This is a genomic window from Bradyrhizobium sp. USDA 376 (assembly GCF_054063675.1).
Window position 1 is genome coordinate 6,590,947 of the sequence record NZ_JBSSGN010000001.1, and the last position, 18,751, is coordinate 6,609,697.

Annotated in this window: 15 protein-coding genes and 1 tRNA gene; 11 read left to right on the top strand and 5 right to left on the bottom strand. The window is 63.1% G+C overall.

All coding sequences use genetic code 11. The features are described from left to right. Window positions 1-64: 64 nt before the first annotated feature. Window positions 65-283 carry a hypothetical protein gene (locus ACVJ19_RS30640; RefSeq protein ID WP_260424098.1) on the top strand — a complete coding sequence of 73 codons (219 nt, stop codon included), beginning with the start codon at window positions 65-67 and terminating at the stop codon, window positions 281-283. A gap of 9 nt (window positions 284-292) precedes the next feature. On the opposite strand, the gene ACVJ19_RS30645 is transcribed toward ACVJ19_RS30640, so the two are convergent. Then, the gene (locus ACVJ19_RS30645) at window positions 293-478 is read right to left on the bottom strand and encodes a hypothetical protein (RefSeq protein WP_453952882.1); all 186 of its coding nucleotides are present in this window, start codon (window positions 476-478) and stop codon (window positions 293-295) included. Between the two features lie 45 nt (window positions 479-523). Continuing rightward, window positions 524-1,879 carry a bifunctional UDP-N-acetylglucosamine diphosphorylase/glucosamine-1-phosphate N-acetyltransferase GlmU gene (gene glmU / locus ACVJ19_RS30650; RefSeq protein WP_453952883.1) on the bottom strand — a complete coding sequence of 452 codons (1,356 nt, stop codon included), beginning with the start codon at window positions 1,877-1,879 and terminating at the stop codon, window positions 524-526. 166 nt (window positions 1,880-2,045) lie between these two features. Here glmU and ACVJ19_RS30655 point away from each other — a divergent pair, with 166 nt between their 5' ends. From ACVJ19_RS30655 to ACVJ19_RS30665, 3 genes are all read left to right on the top strand, one after another. Then, window positions 2,046-3,434 carry a hypothetical protein gene (locus tag ACVJ19_RS30655; protein ID WP_453952884.1) on the top strand — a complete coding sequence of 463 codons (1,389 nt, stop codon included), beginning with the start codon at window positions 2,046-2,048 and terminating at the stop codon, window positions 3,432-3,434. A gap of 111 nt (window positions 3,435-3,545) precedes the next feature. Next, window positions 3,546-4,682 (top strand): hypothetical protein, encoded by a 1,137-nt coding sequence (locus ACVJ19_RS30660; protein ID WP_453952885.1) that lies wholly within the window; start codon window positions 3,546-3,548, stop codon window positions 4,680-4,682. Between the two features lie 123 nt (window positions 4,683-4,805). After that, window positions 4,806-5,186 (top strand): hypothetical protein, encoded by a 381-nt coding sequence (locus tag ACVJ19_RS30665; RefSeq protein ID WP_211407859.1) that lies wholly within the window; start codon window positions 4,806-4,808, stop codon window positions 5,184-5,186. Here the strand turns inward: ACVJ19_RS30665 and ACVJ19_RS30670 are convergent. Beyond that, window positions 5,146-6,810 carry a glycoside hydrolase family 17 protein gene (locus ACVJ19_RS30670; protein WP_453955251.1) on the bottom strand — a complete coding sequence of 555 codons (1,665 nt, stop codon included), beginning with the start codon at window positions 6,808-6,810 and terminating at the stop codon, window positions 5,146-5,148. The two genes, ACVJ19_RS30665 and ACVJ19_RS30670, sit on opposite strands and share 41 nt — an antisense overlap. Window positions 6,811-7,031: 221 nt before the next feature. Here ACVJ19_RS30670 and ACVJ19_RS30675 point away from each other — a divergent pair, with 221 nt between their 5' ends. From ACVJ19_RS30675 to ACVJ19_RS30690, 4 genes are all read left to right on the top strand, one after another. Further along, window positions 7,032-7,625 (top strand): beta-1-3, beta-1-6-glucan biosynthesis protein, encoded by a 594-nt coding sequence (locus tag ACVJ19_RS30675; RefSeq protein WP_453952886.1) that lies wholly within the window; start codon window positions 7,032-7,034, stop codon window positions 7,623-7,625. Between the two features lie 217 nt (window positions 7,626-7,842). Beyond that, complete coding sequence (locus tag ACVJ19_RS30680; RefSeq protein ID WP_453952887.1) at window positions 7,843-10,506, top strand: glycosyltransferase; 2,664 nt, start codon at window positions 7,843-7,845, stop codon at window positions 10,504-10,506. A gap of 327 nt (window positions 10,507-10,833) precedes the next feature. Next, a tRNA-Lys gene (locus ACVJ19_RS30685) sits at window positions 10,834-10,909 on the top strand. Between the two features lie 573 nt (window positions 10,910-11,482). Beyond that, a complete protein-coding gene (locus ACVJ19_RS30690; protein WP_453952888.1) occupies window positions 11,483-12,715 on the top strand; it encodes an IS110 family RNA-guided transposase in 1,233 nt (410 codons plus the stop codon). A gap of 2,190 nt (window positions 12,716-14,905) precedes the next feature. Here the strand turns inward: ACVJ19_RS30690 and ACVJ19_RS30695 are convergent. Then, window positions 14,906-16,035, bottom strand: a protein-coding gene (locus ACVJ19_RS30695) for an IS3-like element ISRj2 family transposase (protein ID WP_453947781.1) whose coding sequence is annotated in 2 segments (ribosomal slippage) — window positions 14,906-15,783 and window positions 15,783-16,035 — 1,131 coding nt in all. Because the reading frame shifts where the segments join, the coding sequence is not laid out codon by codon here. Between the two features lie 287 nt (window positions 16,036-16,322). Here ACVJ19_RS30695 and ACVJ19_RS30700 point away from each other — a divergent pair. The 3 genes from ACVJ19_RS30700 to ACVJ19_RS30710 all read left to right on the top strand — a co-directional run bounded on the left by ACVJ19_RS30700 (window position 16,323) and on the right by ACVJ19_RS30710 (window position 17,845). Continuing rightward, entirely contained in the window at window positions 16,323-16,481 is a 159-nt protein-coding gene (locus ACVJ19_RS30700) for a hypothetical protein (protein ID WP_453952889.1), read from the top strand. Window positions 16,482-16,909: 428 nt separating this feature from the next. Beyond that, on the top strand, window positions 16,910-17,080 hold the full coding sequence (locus ACVJ19_RS30705) for a hypothetical protein (RefSeq protein ID WP_235546311.1): 171 nt from the start codon (window positions 16,910-16,912) through the stop codon (window positions 17,078-17,080). A gap of 522 nt (window positions 17,081-17,602) precedes the next feature. Next, complete coding sequence (locus tag ACVJ19_RS30710; RefSeq protein WP_018642113.1) at window positions 17,603-17,845, top strand: hypothetical protein; 243 nt, start codon at window positions 17,603-17,605, stop codon at window positions 17,843-17,845. 45 nt (window positions 17,846-17,890) lie between these two features. On the opposite strand, the gene ACVJ19_RS30715 is transcribed toward ACVJ19_RS30710, so the two are convergent. Beyond that, window positions 17,891-18,565, bottom strand: coding sequence for a hypothetical protein (locus tag ACVJ19_RS30715; RefSeq protein ID WP_453952890.1), 675 nt, complete (start codon window positions 18,563-18,565; stop codon window positions 17,891-17,893). Between the last annotated feature and the right edge of the window lie 186 nt (window positions 18,566-18,751).

Consider the following 18,751-nt stretch of genomic DNA (forward strand, 5'->3'; position numbering starts at 1 on the left):
AATCCCGCGCGTTAACTTGTTGTCAACAAGTTTGACCAACGATTCCGGTCAGGAGAACAAGGCCATGAAAGGCTCATCCGACCGCAAAGGTCTGTCGTCGTTGTATCTGCGTGCCAGCGAGACCTCGGGCACCCACCTCGCCCATTGGCCGCCGCCCCAGCGCGGCAAGGAAAGCAAGCCCGTCTTCATCAAGCATAAGCAAGGCGAACCGGCCAAGCGCGCCAAGCCGCGCGGCTGGCGCCTGACCCGCGCGATCTTCTCCGAATTCGCCGACGACGAATAGCGGCGCGCCTCACCACCCCAGCACCAGGGCAAAGACGAGGAAAACGACGAACGCCCAGAACGCCAGTCCGGCGACCAGCGATGCGATCTCGGTTGGGCGGGGCTCGCCCACCTGTTCCAGCACCCATCGTCCCGGCGGCATGATGACGCGCTTGACGAGGAATGCGATCGTATCGTCGATGAAGTCCTCGTCCATGAGCGCAGCCCTAACAACACCGATCGGGGGCCCGCACTCGGCCACTCACTTCTCCGGCTTCTTGCCGCCCGTCTTCATCTCGCGATAGCGCGCCGCGCCGCCTTCCCTGATGGTCTGCTGGTTGCGTTCCAGCGCCATGGCATCATCAGGCACGTCGCGCGTGATCACCGAGCCGGAACCGATATAGGCGCCGTTGCCGATCTTGACCGGCGCGACCAGCGAGGAGTTGGTGCCGACGAAGGCGCCCTGCCCGATGATGGTCTTGTGCTTCTTGAAGCCGTCGTAGTTGCAGGTGATGGTGCCGGCGCCGATGTTGGAATTGGCGCCGACGGTGGCATCGCCAATGTAGGAGAGGTGGTTGACCTTGACGCCGGCCTCGAGCGTCGCCGCCTTGGTCTCCACGAAATTGCCGATGCGGGCGCCGTCGCCGAGCGAGGTGCCGGGACGAAGCCGCGCATAGGGACCGATCGAGACCTTCTTGCCGAGCGTGCTTTCGACGATGTGCGAGAAGGAGTGGATCACCGTGCCGTCGGCGATCGACACGCCCGGGCCGATCACCACGAACGGCTCGATGGTGACGTCCGTGCCGAACACGGTGTCGGCGGACAGATACACGGTCTCCGGCGCGATCAGCGTGACGCCGGCCTCCATCGCCGCTCTTCGCAGGCGCGCCTGCATCACGGCTTCGGCTTCCGCGAGCTGCGCCTTGGTGTTGATGCCGCGCACCTCGTCCTCGCTGGTTTCGATCACCACGGACTCCCATCCCTGCTTGCGGACGATTTCGACCGCGTCCGTCAGATAATATTCGCCCTTGGAATTGGCATTGCCGATCTGCTCGAGGATTTCGAGCGCGCGGCGGCCGTCGATCGCCATCACGCCGGCATTGCAGAGATTGATCTTGCGCTCGGCTTCGCTGGCATCGGCCTGCTCACGGATCGCGACCAGGCGCTCGCCCTCGACGATGAAGCGGCCATAGCCGGTGGGGTCGGCGGCGCGGAAACCGAGCGCGGCGATCGCCGCGCCCCTTTCGAGCGGCGCGCGCAGCCGCGCAAAGGTCTCGGCCGAGATCAGCGGCGTGTCGCCGAATGCGATCAGGAGATCATCGGCGCCGCGTGCGATGGCCTCGCGCGCAGCCAGCACCGCATGCGCGGTGCCGAGGCGTTCGCCTTGCACGAAGGTGAGCGCGTCGGGGCGGATGCGCCTGGCTTCATCCGCCACCGCCTGATGATCCGGTCCGATCACGACGGCGAGCGAGGTGCCGGTTCCCTTCGGTGCGGCGGCGAGCACGTGGGCGAGCAGGCTCTGGTGAGCGACGGGATGCAGCACCTTCGGCTGGCTCGATCGCATCCGCGTGCCTTCACCGGCGGCGAGCACGATTGTGAGGCTGGAACGGGCGGTCATCGCAATCCTGTCAGATACGGCCGAATCAATTGGCGGCAGGCCGCCCTCGTGAGCTGCCGCCTTGCTACCCCCGCAAACGCCCGGAATTCAAGTGCGACCGAGTTTTCCTGTTAATGTTCCCTGATTGATTCGGGGGAAGCCGGACAGGGCTGGGCATTTAACGTTCATGGCAAAGGATTCCGACCCACTGGCGGATGCCTTCGGCACGAAGGAGACCGGCGGGCTGTTCTCCGGACTTTTGGCCGAGGAAAGTACGTTCGACCGCCGCATGCTGTGGCGGCTCGGCTCGTGGGGCGTGGCTGCCGTCGGCGCCGTCGTCCTCGCCGTGATGGCCAACCAGGCTCAGCTCGGCTGGCGCCGCGATCAGGTGGCGTCTGCCGATCTGGCGCGCCAGGCCGACCGGTTGCAGCAGCTGACCAAGGAAAGCCAGAACGAGGCCCGCCGCCTCGCCGCCGCCATCGAGACGCTGAACACCGATCGCGACCGGCTCTATTCGCGCGTCACCGTGCTGGAGCAAGGGCTCGATTCCGTCACCGGCGCCATCGCCAAACAGAGCGCAAAGCCGCAGGACGCGCCGACACCTGATGCACAGCCCGCAGCGGCTGCGCCCAGCGTCGGGCCGGTTGCCTCGGTGCCGGCGCCGTCCGGCGACAAGCCGCGTTCGGTCGCCAAGGACCAGGCGAAGGAGCCCGCAAAGGACGCAGCGAAGGAGCCGGCAAATCCGCCGCCGCAGAGCGCCGCAGCCGCATCGCTGGTCTCACAGGCGCCGGCAACGACCTCGGCGCTGCCGATGCTTCCGCTGGTGCCGTCCAAATCGATCATGGCGCCGCCCGATCCCGCCGCATCCAAGCTGGTTCAGCCCGAGACCGCCGAGAGAGCCGCCGAGAAGAAGCCCGAGGCCGCGCCAGCTCCGACCGAAGTCGCCGCGGCCGCACCAGCCAAGCCGCCGGAGGCAGCCGAGAGTGAGGCGCCGGCGATCGCGGTCCAGCAGACGCGCTTTGCGATCGACCTCGGCGGTGCCAACTCGATCGACGGCCTGCGTGCGCTCTGGCGCGGCGTGACCAAGTCCAATCCGGAAGTCGCAGTGCTGCGTCCGATCATCATGATCAAGGAAGGCACGAGCGGCCTCGGCATGCAGCTGCGCTTAGGAGCCGGCCCGCTGATCAACGCCGCCGCCGCCGCAAAGCTCTGCGCCGGGCTATCCGAGAGCAGCCGCCACTGCGAGACCACCGTGTTCGACGGCCAGCGACTGTCGATGCGCGGCGGTTCGGAGAAGGCGCAAGAGAAGGTACAAGACAAGGGACAAGAGAAGTCCCAGGACCGGGTTCAGGAGAACAACGCCGAGAAGACGCAGGACGCGGCGCCGCAAGCCGAGACCGCGCCAGCGCCCGCGCCAAATGCGAAGCCGGACAAGCGCCGCCGCAGCTATTCTTCCAAGCGCTCATCGAAGCGCGAAGAGCCCGCGCCTGCCCCGGCACCGCAGCAGCCCGCGCCGCAAGCAAAGCCGGAGACGGCGTCGGCGGGCTCGACGCTGACGTCGTTCTTCAGGCGGTAAACGCCGCACCTGCGGCGGGCTCCTTTGCACCGATTGCCGAAACGTTGGCTGGTATCCTCGCCAAGGATTCGACCACCTCCATGACCCGCTACTCTCCTCGAGAATTGCTCCATGAGATACGCCCCGGTTAAGCGTTGCATTTATTGCGGCGACACCTCCTACTCGCAGAGGAGAGCAAAGCTTGGGGATGAACACATTATCCCCGAGGGGTTGGGAGGAGACCTAATACTTCCTGAAGCGAGCTGCGCTGAGTGTGAACGCGCCATTAATCGAGCAGAGCAATTCTGCCAAAAGAACATGCTGGGCGCGTTTAGATATCAGGTCGGCCTTCCAACGAAACGCCCCAAAGACAGACCGAAGACCCTCCCTGCCCAGAAAAAAATGCCTGACGGATCGGAAAGAACAGTCCAAATCCCTATCGCTCAGTATCCGGTTCATCTGCTGTTACCAAGATTGCCGCTGCCGCAGCTCTTGCTTCCTTACCCGCTACGTCAGAGCAACCTGGAGATGTATTTCCAGTTTCCCCAAAATCATCCTGCGTGGACTGGCTCTACGCCAAGAGTGCTTGCGGTGCCAAACGGACAACTTTTTGCAATCTTAGAAGACGCGGGAATTTCAGTCCCGACAGGTCGAACCGATCCCCTCCGTTTTGGGCGAATGCTCGCTAAGATTGCTCATGCATTTACTGTCGCAGAACTAGGTGACAAGAACTTTCAACCTCTGCTGACCCCGACCCTCGTGGGGGCGCCCGAAACTCCTATTCATTGGCTCGTTGGCGGATTAGTCACAAACAGACCGGCCGAGAGCCCACGCCATGCCATCCGGCTCGACATGGAAACCCATCATGGCCGCCGCTTCTACATCGTGCGACTAAGATTGTTTAGCGATCTTGGATTCCCAGACTACGTTGTCGTGAGCGGGGTACACAACGACCACCCCCACAGGCTCGTTCGAAAGATGATGAAAGCAACATCGAGGACGGTCTTATCATTCCAACGCGTCACTCCGCTTATTGCTCAAGATATCCGATTTCGACCTGGATTGACTGACTTTATATGCTCTCGCTGTGACCACATCGTATGTCGCGGAGGCGACATACCAGAGGGCATAACTATTCGCTGCCTTTCCTGCCAAACTTGGAACGTGGCCTTCAATGACGAACGGCCATGGCGCATTCCCTACGCAGATCTGGAAAACGTGCCGGAGCTACCCGAAGAAAATCCGCGCGCCGAGTGGAACGCCTCATAGTATCGATTTGGGGTGCTGCCTGCGTCGGCGGGACCACATCAATCGCCGACAACTCGCCCCAATCCGCAGAAAACCTCCACCTCCCCTGTTGCCCCCTTCCGCCATCCCGACCATATTGCACCCATGAGAAAAAAGCCCTTCCGCCTCACGCCCTACCAGGTGCAGTTCCTGATCGTCGTCGGCTTCGCATCCGTCGGCTATGCGCTTTACCTGCGCTATCTCGGCATCGAGCTCTCGACCGTCGGCCTTGCCTGCGACGCCGGCCTGCAGACGCTGATCTGCAAGGCGCGCTCGGTGTCGACCGTGCTGTTCAAGAATTCGGTGTTCGGCATCGTCGCGCTGGTGGTGGCGACGCTCAACCTGATGCGGCCGTCGATCGTGCTGCTGACCGTCGGCATCATCGCCGCCGGCCTCGGCATCGTGCTCTACAATGTCGTGCTGTCGGGCCTTGCGATCGGCCTTCTCATTCTTGGATTTGCTCGGCCCGCGCCCGCCACAGCGTAAGCGCGAACAAGAGATAGATCGCGCAGGTCCACAGCGACTGCCAGTTGTCGCGCCCCTCGTTGAAGAGCACATAGACCGCCGACAGCGTCAGCACGCCGGCGAACACCGCTTCCGCGATCGGACGCTGGCCGATCTGTGGCCGGTTCAGCATCAGCAATGCAAACGGCACCACCGCCATCGTCAATGAGGCGTAGGGGAAGTCGTGGTAGCGCGGGTCGAACACGAAGCCGAGCGCGGTCTGCGCCGCGATCACCGCGGTCGCCGCCAACGTCAGGCCGAGCACGGCGGTAAGCTTCGACCATTTGCGGCCCTCGCGCGGGCCGAGCAGATCGAGGAAGGTCGGTAGGCTCCGGCCGATCACCATGGCCTGCGCGCAGAAGATCGGCGACAGGATGCCGGCGAGCAGCAGTGCACCCCAATGCAGCCAGCCGCCGATGCCGTAACTCTCATAGTACATCTTGTCGGCGCCGATCCCGAGCAGGATGCCCGCCGAGGTCGCCGAGATGGCGACACCGAGCCAGGCCGAGAAGCGCGGCGTCCACGGCCGCCGGCGCAACGTGATCAGCGCCACCGCGAACACCAGCACGCACAGGCCCATGCCGGCGCCCATGTACCATTTCCAGTACGGGAAATTGCTGATCGGCTGACCCGGCGGATATTTCAGGTTCCGGCGCACGGAATCATAAAATCCCCAATAGCCGCCGACAGTGCCTTCCAGCTTGCGCTTCCAGGGCTGGTCGTAGGACTCGATCAGGTTGACGCGGAATTTTTGCGCCTTCGCAAGGCTGAGGATTTCCGAGACGACGCGCGCCTGGTTGGTGCGCGACGGCAGCGCGCCCTCGCGCATGCGCCCCTCGCTCGGCCAGCCGGTTTCGCCGATCAGGATCTCCTTGCCGGGGAACGCCACCGCCATGCGCTCGCGGATCGCCTCGACATGGGAGGCGGCGAATTTCGCCTTGACCGGGAAATCCTCCCAATAGGGCAGGATGTGGATGGTGACGAAGTCGACCGCGTCATAGATCTCGCGGTTCTTCAGCCAGAACTCCCAGACGTCGGCATAGGTGACGGGCACGCTGACCTGCGCCTTCACCGAGCGGATGATGGAGACGAGATCGGCGGTCGTCATCTCGCCGCGCAGCAGCACCTCGTTGCCGACGATCACCGCGGTGATGACGTTGGGGAAGTCCTTGGTGAGACGGACGGCGAGCGCGGCCTGCTCAAGATTCTTGGTGCGGTTGCTGGAGAGCCAGATGCCCTGCAGCACCTTGAGCCCGCCGACCTTGGCGGCGATCGCCGGAACCTGGTCGAGCCCGTTCTCCATGGAATAGGTGCGGACGCAGTCGGTGATCTCCTTGAGCTGGCGCAGGTCCTGCTCGATCTGGTCGGCCTCGATATGGGTCCATGCGTTCAGCGGCGACTGCTCGCCGCGGAACGGCGCATACGAAACGCACTGAACCTTGTCGGCGGGATCGATCGGGGCGCGTGCGAGCGTGATTGGCGTGGCCAGCCACCACCACACGGCAGCAATCGCACCCAGTGAAACGAGCAGAAGCGCCAGTGGCGTACGAAGAGAAATCGGTTCCGTCCTCCGCGAAGGGCCGTCGATTACCTGCTCGCACGCCATCTGCCAAGGGGGCACTCCCGGTGGATCCCTCGCGCCCCCAAGGAATTTACCTGCGGCCGTTCGACAGAGGCCTAGGATCGTGACTTTGCTGGACAAAATTCGAAATACAGGTCATGGGACTCGGCGGGAATTTTCCGCCGCATTGGAGACCCATTTGGACGCCATCACGGCGCGTCCGCGGGATCCTGACGCGGGCGGTCAGTGGAGAAGTTGGGGAATTCATGCGGCAACGGGTGTGTCAGTCACGAAATGCGGTCCTGCGGCAGTTCGCCGCCACCTTGGCCGTCACCGCCCTTCTTGGTCTGGCCGGCCTTAATAGTGCCTCCGCCCAGAGCGGCACGCCGGCTCCCGATCAGGGCAAGGCCGCGGCCCAGCCCGCTGACGCCGCCAAGGACGCCGCCCAGAACCAGCGCCGCACCGACGAATTCGCCGAAGCCGCCCAGGTCATCAATGGCCCGGCCGGCAATCCGGAATGCGTCTGGCTCGGCCGGCGCGTGGTGCGGCTGATGTGGCGGGATGACCTCGATACCGCGTTCCGCCATCTCGACCTCTACGACCGTTTCGGCTGCCCCGGCGGCCATATCCAGGCGGCTTTCCGCTGCCTGACCCGCTTCGGCGGGCAGATCGATCCCAAGGTCGCCGAGACCCTGGATAGCCGCGTGCACGCTTGCTGGATCAACCCGGCCTCCCAGCCGCAGCAGGCAGCCGCAACCGCCTCCCAGCCGGCAGCGCCGACCACCGGCAATGCGCCGGCCCCGCAGCCGGCCGCGAGCCCCTCGCCTGCGGCAAGCCCGACACCGGCGCCCCAGAAATAGCCGCTGGTCGCTTCAGCCTCCGTTCAGGAACGATCGGCCATAGACGCAGTTGGCACTGCCGCGCGTCGTTCGAAAAGCACATGCCCTCATAAGGACATGAGCCCATGACAGTTGTGAAACCGCGCGGCAGAGGTATGCTCCATTTGCCGCGGACTCGGTCGGATCTCGGGGTCGGATCCGCTTCCCTGCCACCTCAGCCCCTATTGGTTTAGCCGCGATGCGCGTTGTCGCCGCCGTTCTGTTGCTCGTGTCCGCGCTTCACGCTGGGCTGTGGGGAGTCTTGCGCGACAAGGAACCCGCTCCCGATTTTAGGGGCCTGCTGCCCAGCCTCTCCTACACACCGTTCGAGCCGGGACATGTCGTCGACAACAACGTCGACCCCGACAAGATTCGCGCGGACATGAAGAAGCTCTCGACCCTGACGCGGGCCATCCGGTCCTACGCAGCCACTGAGGGCAACGAGCTGGTGCCTCCGATTGCCGCCGAGTTCGGCCTCAAGGTCACGGTCGGCGCGTGGATCAACAAGGACGAGGATCGCAACGAGCGGGAGATCAAGGCTGCCATCGAACTTGCCCGCAAGAACAGCAACGTCAACGGCGTCGTCGTCGGCAACGAGGTGATCTATCGCGACGAGCAGAAGGTCGAAAACCTCATCGGCATGATCAAGAAGGTGAAGGGCTCGGTGCGCGTGCCGGTCACCACCGGTGAGATCTGGAACATCTGGCGCGACAATCCGGACCTCGGCTCCAACGTCGACTTCATCGCCGCCCACGTGCTGCCCTATTGGGAAAACTTCCGCTCGGATCAGGCCGTCGACCAGGCCGTCGACCGCTACAATTTGCTGCGCAACCTGTTCCCCGGCAAGCGCATCGTGATCGCCGAGTTCGGCTGGCCGAGCCAGGGTTACAATTTGCGCAACGCCGATCCGGGACCGTTCCAGCAGGCGCTGACGTTGCGCAACTTCGTCGGCCGCGCCGAAGCCATCGGCATGGAATACAACATCGTCGAAGCCGTCGATCAGCCCTGGAAGTTCTTCGAGGGCGGCGTCGGTCCGTATTGGGGCATCCTCAACGCCAGCCGCGAGCCGAAATTCGCCTGGACCGGCCCGGTGGAGAATCCCGATTACTGGAAACTGATGACGATCGCACTTCTGGTCGGCATCCTGCTGTCGCTGCCGATCCTGCGGATCGAGCGGCCGACGGCGAAACAGGCCTTCCTGCTGTCGGCCACCGCCAACGGTGTCGGCGCCTGGGCAGCGATCGTGTTCGCGTTCTGGAACGGGCACTATTTCATCTTCGGCTCGGCCTTCGCGCTGACGCTCGGCATGATCCTGCTCGTTCCGCTGGTGCTGATCGCCATGGCGCGCATCGACGAGATCGCGGCGGTCGCCTTCGGCCGCGCGCCGCAGCGGCTGCTCGCCAAGGGCAAGCCGGTCGAGAACGTGCCGGAGAACTACTATCCGAAGGTCTCGATCCACATCCCCGCTTATTTCGAGCCGGTCGACATGCTGAAGCAGACGCTGGATGCGCTGTCGCGGCTGAACTACCCGAACTACGAATGCGTCGTCATCATCAACAACACGCCGGATCCCGCCTTCTGGCAGCCGATCCAGGACCATTGCCGCGCGCTCGGTGAACGCTTCAAGTTCATCAACGCCGAGAAGGTGCAGGGTTTTAAAGCCGGCGCGCTGCGGATCGCGATGGACCGCACCGCCGTCGATGCCGAGATCATCGGCATCCTCGATGCCGACTACGTCGTCGAGCCCGACTGGCTGAAGGACCTCGTGCCGGCTTTCGCCGACCCGCGCGTCGGCCTGGTGCAGGCGCCGCAGGAGCATCGCGACGGCGACCTGTCGATCATGCACTACATCATGAACGGCGAATATGCCGGCTTCTTCGACATCGGCATGGTCCAGCGCAACGAGCTCAATGCCGTCATCGTGCACGGCACGATGTGCCTGATCCGCCGCGCCGCGATGGACATGGCCGGCGGCTGGTCGTCGGACACGATCTGCGAGGATTCAGACCTCGGCCTTGCGATCCAGGAGCTCGGCTGGGTCACGCACTACACCAACCACCGCTACGGCCAGGGCCTGCTCCCCGACACCTACGAGGCGTTCAAGAAGCAGCGCCACCGCTGGGCCTATGGCGGCCTCCAGATCGTCAAGAAGCACTGGCGCCGTTTCCTGCCGGGCGCGAGCCGGCTGACCTCCGACCAGAAACGCGAATACGGCCTCGGCTGGCTGAACTGGCTGGGCGCCGAAAGCCTCGGCGTGGTCGTGGCGCTGCTCAACCTCGTCTGGGTGCCGATCGTCGCCTTTGCCGACATCGCCATTCCCGACAAGATCCTGACGCTGCCGATCATCGGCGCCTTCATCGTCTCGCTGGCGCACTTCCTGTCGATGTACCGCGCCCGCGTCGCGATCAAACCGGGCCAGATGCTGGGCGCCATGATCGCGGCGATGAGCGTGCAGTGGACGGTGTCGCGCGCGGTCGCGCAGGGCCTGATCACCGAGCACATCGCGTTCGCGCGCACCTCCAAGGGCGGCCTTAGCAGGATGTCGATCGAGTTCCAGGCGTTCTGGGAGGCCGTGATCGGCACCCTGCTCCTGGTCGGCGCCGGCGTGCTGGTCGCCTCCAACAGCTTCCGGCAGATCACCGAGATCTACATCTTCGCCGGCGTCCTGGTGCTGCAGAGCCTGCCGTTCCTGGCCGCGGTCGCCATCGCCATTCTCGAGCTCTGCCGCATCAACTCGTTCCAGTTCTGGCGCGACAGCGCGATCCGTACCGCCGAGCTGATCGGCCTGCGCCCGGTCGCCCTGCCAACCCCGGCGGGAACGCCGCAGCCGGTGCCGAACGAGGTCCGGCGCGAGGCGAACTGACGGACCGAAGCTCGCCTGCGGCGCAGGCGAGCCCCCAGGCCGGCGGCCCATACGGCAGTTCGGCGTGGATGGCGGCCCGCCAATCGGGTTGAAAATTCCGCCTTAAGTCGCGGACACCGAAAGAAAATCCCCTCTCCTGCCGTGACTTTCGGCAGCCACCCCCGCTATTGACCTCCGCAGCCACTCCCCCTACACAGCGCGGGCCGAAAGCATGATCCGGAAACAGCCGGTTTTCCCCGCAACGCGAGTTGAGCGTTGCGGCAAGACATGCTTCTCGAATGTCCGAAGACGATGGCGATTCTTTTTCGAAGCCATCAGCGGCCATGGGAGCGCGTAGCTCAGCCGGTAGAGCACGTGACTTTTAATCACGGGGTCCTGGGTTCGAGCCCCAGCGCGCTCACCAAGCCAGACAACGACTTTGCGCGAATTATGGGCCGGCCGAAAAAGCCGCGTGTGGGCACCGTGTTGGCCAATCGATTACTCCGCTCGCGGTCGGGATCTCGGGCCGGTAGTTATTGGCCATGAGAAGCAAACCGCCGCACTCCTCCGGCATGGTCGCCTTCCCTGCTAGCTCTTGGCAGATGCGCTCCATGCGCTCGATCACGTAGGATGGGCAGAGCAATTGCGAAACCAATCACTCGTTGCGATCAGCGCCACTGCGATCCGCGATCGATTGTCGGAACAATCCACAAAGGGCCGCGGAGCGACCGACCGATTGCCGGCGATGGGTTTCGCAACAGCTCAACCCACCCTGTACCCTTCTGGCGGTGGGACTGGTCCGTTGGTTTAGACTAGTCACACGGGCCGATCCACCGGGAGCAGCCTGCCCCATCTGTGCCATGAGCACCTACGTAGGACTTGCGCCCCGGTGGAGCGGCCGCGATCGAGGTCCAATAGGAGGTTTGCGCCGAGAGCGCCAGTACAGGGATCGATCAGGATCGCGGTTGGCCCGCTTTGAGAGCGAGGAGATCCAACAATGGTCAACGACGTACAATGGTTCGTCGGGATCGACTGGGCAACGCAGAGCCATTGCGTTTGCCTGCTGGATGCCGAGGGACGACCGGCCGGTCGGCGCGAGTTTGCGCATGGCGGAGCTGGGTTGACGGAGCTGCGTGATTGGCTGCTCGAGAAGACCAAAGCCGCACCGGGACAGATCGCGGTGGCGATCGAGACGCATGGTCCGGTGGTGGAGATGCTGCTCGAGCATGGCTTTGTGGTCTTTGGCATCAATCCGAAGCAGCTTGACCGGTTCCGTGATCGCTTCACGGTGGCCGGCGCCAAGGATGATCGTCGCGACGCCCATGTGCTCGGCAGCTCGCTGCGCACCGATCCGGAAGCCTTTCGCCAGCTTGCTGCCGACAATCCGGCGGTGATCGAGCTGCGCGAATGGTCGCGCCTCGCGGAAGAACTGCAGCAGGAGCGTACGCGCCTTGCCAATCGCCTGCGTCAGCAACTGTGGCGCTATTATCCGCAGGCAGTCAAACTGACCGACGATGTCGCCGACGACTGGTTCCTGGCGCTTTGGCAGAAGGTGCCGACCCCCGACAGTGCAGCTAACGCCAGTGAGAAGGCGATTGCACGCGTTCTTGGCGCGTATCGTATCCGCCGCCTTGATGCGGCGGCGGTGCTGAAGATTTTGCGCGAGACCCCGCTGTTCGTGGCGCCTGGCACAACGCAGGCCGCCTGCGCTCATATCCGCAGTCTTGCGGCACGTCTGCATCTGGTCAATCAGCAGATCAAGGACGCGCAGCAAAACCTGGACCGTCTATGCGTCCAAATCGAAGAAGAGAATGGCTCGGGGCAAAACTCCGGGCAGTGCGACGTGACGATCCTTCGCTCCTGGCCAGGAATCGGCAGGATCAATCTCGCCACACTGCTCGCCGAGGCCACAGAACCCCTGCGCAGACGAGACTACCACGCCTTGCGCACCTTGGCAGGGGTTGCTCCGGTGACGCGGCAGAGCGGCAAGCAACGCTTCGTGATCCGTCGTCTTGCCTGTAACAGACGACTGCAAAGCGCCGTTCATCATTGGTCGCGCGTTGCCCTGCAACACGACGCTGCGACCCGGCGACGCTATGACGCTTTGCGACAGCGCGGGCATGGCCATGCGCGTGCGCTACGTGGCGTCGGGGATCGCCTGCTATTTGCCTTGTGCACGACACTCAAGAACCAAACGCCATACGACGCAGAGCACAACAGCGCAGGCTGAGCCTGTTCCTTTGTTCGGCCGCATGCGACCGTTCCTTCGTCCCGACCTGCTGATCAGCGGAGCCCCGCGCGCAGACGCTGTCCAGGATGCCATTGGCACCGGCAAAGCCGGCGCGAAGCGTCCTGGACTGCGGCGAGCACGGTGCTACGCTCGCCCACCAGGACACCCTTGACGAAGGGTAGGAGGTCCTACGCACTGATCTATTGCGCCGACTATCACTGTAGCCACCACGTTGCCCTGAGCGCTGATCGCTAGCCTAATGAGATGCGCCTGTCCGACATCGAGCCGCGTTTCGTCTGCACCATCTGCGGCGATCGCGGCGCTGACGTCAGGCCGGACTTCAATTGGGCTGGGCTGCCGACGCGGCGTTGGGATATCGATAGCGGGAGAAAAACGGCCCCGGCTGGGGTTTCGTGGTGGGCGTTGAGGCCGGGGCCGTGGGGTGCTTGGACCTTGGGGAAGCTCAAGCGACTTCGAGCCTACTCACAGACCGAAGCGCGTTCTGTTCGCTTCACAACATTGCCAGTACTGTTACGGACAGGAACAGCAAACTCTTGCGTAACAAATGACCGAACGCGGCTGGGGGCGGCCATTCGAGGATCCGATGCAGAGTGCGTAGGATGGGTTGAGTTCTTGCGAAACCAATCACTCGTTGCGATCAGCGCCACTGCGATCCGCGATCGATTGTCGGAACAATCCACAAAGGGCCGCGGAGCGACCGACCGATTGCCGGCGATGGGTTTCGCAAGAGCTCAACCCACCCTACGCGCTGCGAAAGCAGTAAGGCCGCCTCAGTTGGCCCAGGAACTATCAGCCTAGCAGCGCATCTCTATGATGCCCCAGCACGAAAGGTGCCCCCCCGACTGCTGGAGGAAAACCCCATCAGCGGGTTGGCGGCCCCCAATTGGGGCCGTTTATAATTCAACCGCCGCACTCCTCCAGCATGGTCGCCTTCCCTGCTAGCTCTTGGCAGATGCGCTCCATGCGCTCGAGTTCGTCGATGTCATGCTGATGCTGCCCCATCGGCGCGGATCAGACTCCCGCATGGGCTGTCGTCAAGAGGCCCGCCAGCGGGAACGGCTGAACGGCAAGTGAATGTTCCGTTCAATGGCCGTTGTGCGTCAGCGTCCTATAACCACGATCGCAGGAACTCGCTTCCTTGCCCTTCGTTATGGATGATCAAGAGGGAGAGAAACGGTGCTTATTCAAGCTGTGATACTGGCGCTGGCCGCCCTTGGGCCAATGCCGGCGGTGCCTGCCCAGGAAGCTCAAGCTCAACAAGTCCAATTCCCGGGAAGAGGCGGCTCGTGTCCGCATGGCTACGACTTCAACTATTCCAACGGTCGCTGCTATCCGAACGACTATCGCGCCCCCGGCACCTACGCGAGACCTCGTTACGCCCCATACGGCTACGGTGACGGCTATTACCGACCCCACCGACATAGGCACGCACCAGGGTATTACGACCGCTACTAGAGCGCTCAGACCCGCCAGCATAAACCGGTGGGCTCCGATCTTACTGCGCAGCCCAGCGGCAGCCTCCTATGTGCCCGGCGCGCCGCCGCCGCTTGCTCTCGGCTTGTGCTGCCCAGGCCGCATCGATGACAGCAAAAATCGGGTCAGCGTCCGAGGGTCGCTCGGATCCAATCAAAACCTATCTACCCCTAGGTTTTGGACTCCTCGCAGCGTCTGCCCCGACAGGTTTCGATTGCCGACCCAGCAGGCGTTTGCGCCCTGATCCGGGGAATGATCAGATCCTTCATGTTCGAGGTCGAGACCTGACTTTCACCCTGGCTACTCGATAGACAAACGTGAGAGAGCGCCTTCATCGCCGGTCGGGTGATGAACATCGGCGCGCTCAAGCGTGTTGATGCACCGCCCCTCCAGCTCCATCCACCGCGCTCGCCGCGGCGCATAGGAACGTTCCCACACGCGGGGAATCTTACAGTCGCAATTGATCCTGTGTTGCTCGTGGATCGAACGATGGAAAAAGTCGTTGCCTATGCCATCTCGACGCTCCTCCTGGGTTTCGGTGCCTGGATACAGAGCTGGCCCCGGTTGTTTGGACAGCGCCCCGCTGGATTTAAGTGGATTCCTGCCGGGTTATGCTGAACGCGGGGCTTTACGGTTTTGTCGTTGCGTCGGGAGGGCGTAGCCCGACCAGAGCGACGACAAAACCGTCGGCGACGGTCATGCGGCCATCACCATAGCTTGCGTGCCGAAGTAAGCCTCGTCGGGCGTGCGCCCGTCAAGGCTCGAGTGAGGGCGTCCCTGATTGTAGAAGGCCAGATACTTGGCAATTGACGCTCGCGCCTCGGACACGCTGTCGTAGGCGCGGAGATAAACTTCTTCGTATTTGACCGTGCGCCAGAGCCGCTCGACAAACACGTTGTCGCGCCAGGCGCCCTTGCCGTCCATGCTGATGGCGATCTTCGCGTCCAGCAGCACATCGGTGAACTCGAGGCTGGTGAACTGGCTGCCCTGATCCGTGTTGAAAATCTCGGGCCTGCCGTGCTTCGCCAACGCCTCCTGGACCGCTTCGACGCAGAAGGCCGCCTCCATTGTGATCGAGACGCGATGGGCCAGGACCCGTCGGCTGAACACATCGACGACCGCCGCGAGATAGACGAAGCCACGCCGCATCGGAATGTAGGTGATGTCCATTGCCCACGCATGGTCGGGCCGCTCGATCTTCAATCCGCGCAACAGGTACGGGTAGATCTTGTGACCCGGAGCCGGCTTGCTCGTTTTCGGGCGACGATAGACCGCCTCGATCCGCATGCGCTTCATCAGCGTCGCGATGTGGCGGCGACCGGCGTATACGCCCTCCCGCCGCAGCAACGATCGCAGCATACGCGCTCCCGCGAAGGGATAATCGAGATGCAGCTCATCGAGCCGACGCATCAAGGCAAGGTCCTCGGCCGAAACTGGCCGAGGTTCATAGTAGACCGTGCTGCGAGCCAGCTTCAGGACCTTCGCCTGGCGCACGATAGAAAGATCATGATCGCGGTCGATCATCGCTTTGCGCTCAGCAGGCCCGCCTTGGTGAGCGCGCCGGACAAAAAATCGTTTTCCAACGCCAGCTCGCCGATCTTGGCATGTAACGCCTTCAAATCGACCGGCGTCTCGGCCGATGTCTTGTCATGCCCAAACACGCCGGCGGCGCCTTCCAGGAGCTGGTTTTTCCAGATCGTGATCTGGTTCGGATGAACATCAAACAGTTGCGCCAGCTCCGCCAGTGTCTTGTCGCCTTTGACCGCAGCCAAAGCAACCTTCGCCTTGAATGCCGGAGAATGCGTCCGGCGGCTCTTCTTCGTCATCTTCGCTCCTGATTCGCAGCAAGAATCCTCGCCGCTGTCAGGCAGAAAATCCACTCAAGCTACTGTCCGAATTTGCGGGGCCAGCTCTTACTGATCGCTGGCCTTTCCTCTAGCTCGCCCGTCCTATGGACCATCGTGGCGCTGGTCCCGATCACGATTGGAATCGTGAGCACCTTGGGTCCGGTGTGAGTGATGGGGGAAAATCGGGGATGGGTCAGCGCGTCTGCATTTTCCGAATCGACGTTCCGTGGTCGCTCCGCTCATGCGTCGCGTTCAGGGGTGTAGGCGTGAGCCAGTTTCTATCGATGCTGCTGCTAGTGGCCGCCGTCGTTCTGACCGTCTGCTTCGGGGTGGCGGCCTGGCGCCTCTCTGACGAGAAGGATCTCGACGTCACTGGCCAGATCGCGCGTCAGTCCTATGGATGGAAGGCATCTCCGACCCGGTAACCCTTGCGCTTGGCCGCCACCGGGCGGCCGTCCTCGTTAGGGAAGGCCCCTCGCCGCTAATCGATATCGACGGAGCCGCAAGACGGCCCCGGCCGGGGGGGCTTTTGGGGTGTAGGCCGGGGCCGCTGGAGATGCTCGCCTCTCAAGGCCGAGCAGATGCGAGCTTACTCATAGATCGAAGCGCTGATCTGTTCGTTTCAGCACATTCGGTGACGTGTTCGGGCGGCAACATCGCGCGGCTTGCTGCCCGCTGTTCCCGGTCGAAGGAGCAAACAGAACCCCTGAGATACGCGCTCCTGAGTTCGGACCCAGCGCAGGTTTCGATTCCCGGATTACGCAACCCTGACCGCTCCAACCGCCCTACCCCAAAACGCCGCGAGACAACCCGCTAGAAAGGTGTAGGATTCGAGAAAACAGGAGGGAGCGGCATGTTTGAAATCAGCGGTTTCGACACGGCAGGCGTCGTCAGCCTCAAGCGGCTGTCGCTCGCAGCCGCGCTCAAGAAGGCCAGAGAGCTTGTCGAGGACGGGTGCTGGGACGTTCAGATCGTCGATCCGACCGGCCGGATCTACACCTCGTTCGAAGAGCAGGCGGCCTAGCCACTCCGCCTCCGCTATTCGGAAATCAGCCATCCCATCAGATCGCCGCCGCGGGCTGCCAACGCAACCGATCGCGGTGGCTATCCGCCTCGGCCGACATTGGACGAGGCGCTGTTCAGCCAGCGCTGCGTTGCCTCATCGCTCCAGCCGGGAACCGCGAAGCGTGCCCGAGGATCTTCGTCTGCGCCGAAACGATCGACCGCGGGATAGCGCGGATGATGTGTGCGACAGCGATGCGCCGTCGCAGCGTTCGCAGCAGTGCACAGGACAATCAACAGACCCAAGGCGAGAACAGAGCGCATCGTACCAGTTCCAATCGAACGCCGCCCGGGTTGATGTGATGCGTCAACGATCCCGCCGCAATCCAAGGCGGCATCACAGCTCAGCGATGGACACGTGACGGCAACACTGTTGCGGCCGCACGGACCAACGCTCAACTGCCGCGGGCCATGCCGTTGCCAATCAACTCGTTTAGGAGCACGCTCTCTCCAGGCGCTCAAGACGCCGCACAGGGAGAAACACATGAAGGAACATGGCCTGGATGGCCGCCACCGGGACAAGGATGGCGGGATCAGCAAGAAGCATGGCAGCACGCTGGTCGGCACGTTGCGCAAGATCTACGGAAAGGGTTTTGCGGCCGGCTATCCTGATACGACACAGCTCAGCGAGGTCTTGCTCCAGCTCAATGAGACATCGCTGAGCCAATTACGTCGCGATCACGACACCGGGCATTTGCAGCACAAGATCGACCACGCCTCGAAGTGACGGACTGCACTCGGCCAACCTTATTCAGTCAGGGAGTTGACGCCTTCAGCTCTCCGGAGCCGACGCCGTAGCCGGCACGCTCAGCGGAGCTCCTCCAACCGACACAGGCCCTACAGGCCCTATAGGCTTCGATTCCCGCGCCATCCGCCTGCGCATCGTTGCGGACAGTCCATAGCGCGCATTTGCTCGTCGAATGGAGGACGTGACGTCCGACATCATCACATTTTGCAGCGAGTCGACCTTCGCGATCAGCGTGGACAGCTGCGAAGATATCTTCCTTACATCGACCCGTTCGTCCGTGATGCTCTGTCGCAGGGACAGGAGCACCAATGTATCCTGCTGCTGCAGAACTGCATTTTGCTGCACCAAGGCGTTGTTCTCCTGCAGCGAAGCCGTGTGCTGCTGCTGGGCCGACTGGATATCCTTCAAGGCGGCGACCACCGGATCCGGCTTTGGCGCGGACGATTCCGGACGCGGAAACAGTTCAGCGAACTTGCGGACATTCAGCGACGGAAGCTCGGACGGCCACGTGTAGATGGCCGCCGAGCCGTTGATGGCCAGGGCACACACCGAGAGTGCCAGGACCGATTTCCGGCTGGACCGCTTGGTCGGCACAGGAGCTTCCGGGGCGACGGGTTCGGGTGCTGCGGCGGCTGCAAGGGCGGCAGGGTCGAGTTGTTCGACAAGGCCTTGCGCTTCGGACGTCGTGGTCATCTGCATTGACCTCATGAGCGAGCAAAAGGAAGCCGTCGCCGGAACGTCGTCGCGACGCCTCCTTTACGCAGCACCCATACACAACTGCCTAAAATTGTAGGCTTTTCTGATTAATTCCACGTTAGCGGCCCGGCCGGCCGACGGGCCCATCCCACCCCGGCCGATTACGGGGTATGTGTGGTGGGCAGCGCC